Source organism: Sporomusa sp. (genome assembly GCF_057736855.1).
Map to the genome: position 1 here is coordinate 3,367 of NZ_JBYKYF010000133.1, position 4,994 is coordinate 8,360.

Below are 4,994 nucleotides of genomic sequence, written 5' to 3' on the forward strand. Positions count from 1 at the left end.
GGATGCCGATCAATTCGCCTTTCGAAGTGAGCAGGGCACCGCCAGAGTTACCGGGGTTAATGGCGGCGTCGGTTTGAATGAGTTTAAACCGTCGCTCGCCGATATCCAGTGAGCGATTGAGAGCGCTGATTACACCAGCAGTTACACTACCCTTAAACTCAAGACCAAGGGGATTACCGATAGCTATCGCTGGTTCCCCAACCATAAGGGAGTCAGAGTCTCCCAATACTGCAACCGGCAAATTGTCGGCTTCCACCTTCACAACTGCCAAATCAGTGGCTGGATCAACACCAATCACTTTTCCGTTCAGGGTACGACCATCAGACAGAGAAACGGTAATTTCCTGAGCATTTTCTACTACATGATAGTTAGTAGCAATATAGCCCTGAGCATCAAAAATAACGCCAGAGCCTGTCCCCTGCTCCACGATTACTTTGCGATTACTAAAAAAATCACGGGCAATACCTTTGTTAGTAATACCGACAACCGCTGGTCCGACAGCTTGCGCGGCCCGAACAATGGCCGTATTGCGCGCTTCTGACACTTGAGCCTGAGCTGTAGGTGGCTGAAGAGCCTTAAACGGCGAATCAACTGCCGGCTTTTGCGCTTTATCGCCGCTAATACCGCCGGCACAGCCGACCATTAAAGTAGCGCCAATAATCATACTAATTAGCGATACGGCAATATAAGGAGTCAACTTCTTATACCATTTCATCCAATCGCCTCCTATTTGTGTTCGCTTAAACCTGACATTTGTTCAGGATAGGTACGATGAAGAGTGATATCTTGACCAAGCTTTACACCCTGTGTTGTTAAAATATCGGTTACTGTCTTTTCCGCCAGCTCCAGGCTATTGTTTTCCTGACTTAGATGTGCTAGAAAAACATGGGTATGCGCTTTGCGGTTAATCCGCGCCAATGTCCAGCCAGCGTCAGTATTAGCCAAGTGACCGCGATTACTCAGAATACGCCTTTTTAGATGCCACGGATAGCTGCCGTTTTTCAGCATATCGACATCATGATTCGATTCTAAGATCACGGTATCAGACAAGGATAGTGCTGCCTTCACTGTTGGTGTAACAAAACCGAGGTCTGTGGCAATACAGACTTTTTTACTGCCGGCATACAGGCAAAATCCCACCGGGTCTGCTGCATCATGAGAGATGCTGAAAGGTTCTATTTTTATCTTGCCGATAGTAAGACTATCAGCTAACGGTTTGCAGCAAGCATCAGGCAACTCTTTCCTGCAGTACATGGACTGCCAGGTATCAGGCCGGGTATAGGTTGGCAGCTTATATTTTTTAAGTAATGTTGGTAAGCCTTTGATATGGTCGCGATGTTCGTGCGTTATTAGTACACCATCGATATCTTCTATGTTAGTGCCAATTTTGTCAAGCGACTGCTTAATACGCCTGGCACTAATGCCAGCATCTACAAGCAGTTTAGTATTTTCCATTTCAATATATGTGGCGTTTCCGGTACTGCCACTGGCTAGCACATGAATTTGCATAATTACCCCTAACTGTACAGCATAGTCATAACAGGTATTTATTCGACCAATCTGTGTGCAAATCCTTTTTTATCATAATAAAGCAGACATAACTTCCGGTAGGAGTTAACCCCATTCAGCATAGTATCCCTAAGCGATAGCTGAGTCTTTCTTAGCTCCTACACATAGAAGTTTTACTATCCTAAAGCAGTCTTCGGTATCAAATGATTACATACAGGTTTGTGGCAGTTTTTCTTTAACGGCTTCTTGCACATCAGTTGGCAATGCCTCCAGAAGTATTGCCGTAATTTCCTTCAGTCTAGCAGCCGTTTTGGCCTCAAACCGCAGTGTAAACAATGGCTCGGTTACGGAAGCACGAATCATGCCCCACCCATCGTCAAACTCGACCCGTACACCATCAATCAAATTGGGCTTATATGCCGCAAGTTTGCTGGCAACGTGTGTTAGTACTGCCGCTTTATCCGGCTTGTGATAGGGAACCCGTATATCGGGGGTTAACAGATAGTTGGGTATGCTGTCAACTAACTTAGCCAAACTTCCTTGTTCTGCCACTAATTGACAAACTTTGAGACCTGAAAACATGCCATCATCATACCCTAATTCACGAAAAAAGAAATGTCCGCTGATTTCTCCGGCAAATAAGGCATTTTCCCGCAGAAAAGCTGTTTTGCTAAAAGTATGTCCGGCGCGGGCCATAACGGCGCGTCCACCGGCTTTGGTCACTTCTTCTGGCACAATCATGGAACATTTGGCGTCATAAATAATAGTACCTTTTTCTCTGGCAAGGTAATGTCGAGCAATAAGCACCATAATATCGTCATTATCCAGTGGTCGACCATTTTCATCAACAAACCCTACCCTGTCACCGTCTCCGTCAAAACCTATCCCTATTGCTGCGCCATGCTTGCGCACAGCATCGCTAAGTGCCCGTAAGTTTTCAGCCAATGCCGGATTAGGCGGATGATTAGGAAAACGTCCGTCAGGAATACAATTGATGGCAATTACCTCATACCCCAAACGTTCAAATAGTTTAGGAGCAATGGTGGCGGTTGCGCCATTACCAGCATCAAGAACTACTTTCAGCTTTCCCGGGCGAGCTTTGCTTGCAGTATGCTCTATATAATCAGCAATTATTTGGCGCTGCGTAACCTGGCCACTTCCCTGTACATGCGCATTTTGCGCTACCATTTGGCCGATTTGCGCCACATCTTCCTCACTGACAGGATCAGGGCCAAGTACTAACTTGAAACCGTTATACTGCGCTGGATTATGCGAGGCCGTTACCATGACACCACCAGTTGCACCAACCGCTTTCAACGCATAGTAAAAAACGGGGGTCGCTACGGTTCCAATATCAACCACCTGACATCCCGATTCAGCCAAACCATCAATCATAATGCGCTGCAGGCGGGGAGTAGATAGCCGGATATCGCCTCCCACCACTACTTTTTGCCCTGTAAGCGTAACGCCAACCGCTAACGCGATGCGTCTGGCCATCTCATTGGTTAATTCTTTGTCTGCCACCCCACGTATATCACAAGCTTGAAATATATTCATACTGTCCCCTTTCTCGACTATGTAAAAGACTTGGCATAGGCCAAGTCTTTTATCTTTTATTTTATAAGTATTGTATCACGCCCTCCGACAGGCTTCAATGCTCACCTTTTCCCAATACCTTACATAACATATGACAGGAAGGAGTGTATAATGTGAATCCATGTGTTGTTAAATCGTGCCGTCAGTTGCAACGGTGTATAGGAATTAACCAGAAAGCACCGGATTTTTGTACTAACGCTTATTACTGTGGCCGCGAAATCGAGATCTGTTTACAAGACTATATAGGCAAATGGTTGCTTATTTTCTTTTATTCCGGTGATTTTACTTTTGTTTGACCAACAGAATTGGCGGCAGTTGCCGCCCATTATCCGCGCATTCGAAGACTGGGTGCAGATGCAGTAGCAATTAGCACCGACAGTGTGTATTCTCATAAGGTTTTTCACGAAATTTCACCCAATGCCAGTCAAGTCCAATATCCGCTGTTATCTGACCGTACTGGTAATATCGCTAAAGCGTACGGGGTGTATAACGCCGAAACCGGAGCAGCGTCCCGCGCTAGTTTCATCATTGATCCTGACGGGATCATTCGCTACTATTCAGTCTATCCCCGCGAAGTAGCCCGCAACGTCGGGGAGATTGTCCGTACTCTGCAAGGCATCCAGTATGGTGATGCTACCGGCAAAGGTGTCCCAGCCGGTTGGAAGCCAGGCATGCCAGGAATCAGGCGTGATATCCAAAAAGCTGGCCAGTACTAACGTTCTATTATATGCACGGCACAGGTAAAACAGGGGTCAAAAGAACGAATAACTCTTCCCGCCTCAACAAGGTTTGTCCCATCGGCTACCGGCGTACCAATGAGCGCCTCTTCGACTGGCCCCCGAATACCCCGATTGTCGCGCGGTGAAAAGTTCCAAGTTGTCGGGGTTATAATCTGGTAATGGGTTACCTTATTATGCCGATATTCCAGCCAGTGCCCTAGTGCCCCCCGCATTGCATCAGTCAAACCTACACCCGCTCCAGAATCAGGCGGTGTAAATGGTTGGCAACTGGGAGTATTGGGGATAATTTCGGTAAGCCATCCTTCTGCCAGACGGCAAATTTTGAGCGTCTCCTTGGCTCTGGCCACTAGGCGATCCATTACCGACACGCCCCGCCGATAATCACCGTTGATAAAGCTTCTGGCTAATGGACCGCATTCCACCGGCAAATCTTTATAGCGAGGTGCCTTTACCCAAGAATATGCCTCCGGTTTATCCCTGTCCGGCTTAGTTTGACCTGACACCGGTATTTGCCTTGCTTGTTCTGCCTGGTACCAGCTGTAGCGAATTTCTTCCCCAATATGCTTGACATCAAGCGGTTCAGCCTGTCCCTGATTGACTATCAGCCCAGGCGCAAACGCCCGCTCGCCGGTTACCGGTGCTGGAAACATTCCATAAGACATCAAGTTGCCATACCCCACTCCCACAGTATAATAGTCTGGGTAGTATTCAGCAATTGTCATAACATCAGATATATAATAATTTTCTACCCATGCGGTCAATTCCCGCATAATGCTGCGATAAATGGTCAGACGCTCGACTGTGGCCTGCTCAGTAACCCCAGTAGCCATGATGGTCTGCTGCATCGGTGCCTTGGCTCCAAATACAGCCATGGCTTCATGGGCCTTCATGGCTTTTTCCATGGCCTCCTTGGCATGCTTTAACAGCTCGGCATTCAGTTTTGCCGGCAGACGAAAATCGGCTTGTGGTCTGGGTGTGTACGGCGGCATATCCGGACCTTTTACATAATCATATAGTACCAGCATATAAAAATGCCGCAGATGATTTTGAATGATGTCTGCCGCAAAGATTAGATTGATTAAATGCTGACCAGTTGGCGTGGGGATAACGCCGAAAGCTTGCTGCTGAGCCATGCTAGCGGCAACAGCG

At 47.3% G+C, this 4,994-nt stretch carries 5 protein-coding genes; 1 reads left to right on the forward strand and 4 read right to left on the reverse strand.

All coding sequences use genetic code 11. The features are described from left to right. The 3 genes from AC29Z1_RS10005 to AC29Z1_RS10015 form a co-directional block, all read right to left on the reverse strand. Positions 1 to 715: S1C family serine protease (locus tag AC29Z1_RS10005; RefSeq protein ID WP_488271319.1), on the reverse strand; the 715-nt coding region annotated here is incomplete at its 3' end. 11 nt (positions 716 to 726) lie between these two features. Then, entirely contained in the window at positions 727 to 1,509 is a 783-nt protein-coding gene (locus AC29Z1_RS10010; RefSeq protein ID WP_488271320.1) for an MBL fold metallo-hydrolase, read from the reverse strand. A gap of 207 nt (positions 1,510 to 1,716) precedes the next feature. Continuing rightward, the gene (locus tag AC29Z1_RS10015; RefSeq protein ID WP_488271321.1) at positions 1,717 to 3,066 is read right to left on the reverse strand and encodes a phosphomannomutase/phosphoglucomutase; all 1,350 of its coding nucleotides are present in this window, start codon (positions 3,064 to 3,066) and stop codon (positions 1,717 to 1,719) included. A 152-nt stretch (positions 3,067 to 3,218) separates the two neighbouring features. On the opposite strand from AC29Z1_RS10015, the gene AC29Z1_RS10020 reads away from it, so the two are divergent. Continuing rightward, positions 3,219 to 3,821 carry a peroxiredoxin gene (locus AC29Z1_RS10020; RefSeq protein ID WP_488271322.1) on the forward strand — a complete coding sequence of 201 codons (603 nt, stop codon included), beginning with the start codon at positions 3,219 to 3,221 and terminating at the stop codon, positions 3,819 to 3,821. Here the strand turns inward: AC29Z1_RS10020 and AC29Z1_RS10025 are convergent. Beyond that, positions 3,818 to 4,994 (reverse strand): nickel-dependent hydrogenase large subunit (locus AC29Z1_RS10025; RefSeq protein ID WP_488271323.1); only part of this gene is annotated, 1,177 nt, incomplete at its 5' end. The two genes, AC29Z1_RS10020 and AC29Z1_RS10025, sit on opposite strands and share 4 nt — an antisense overlap.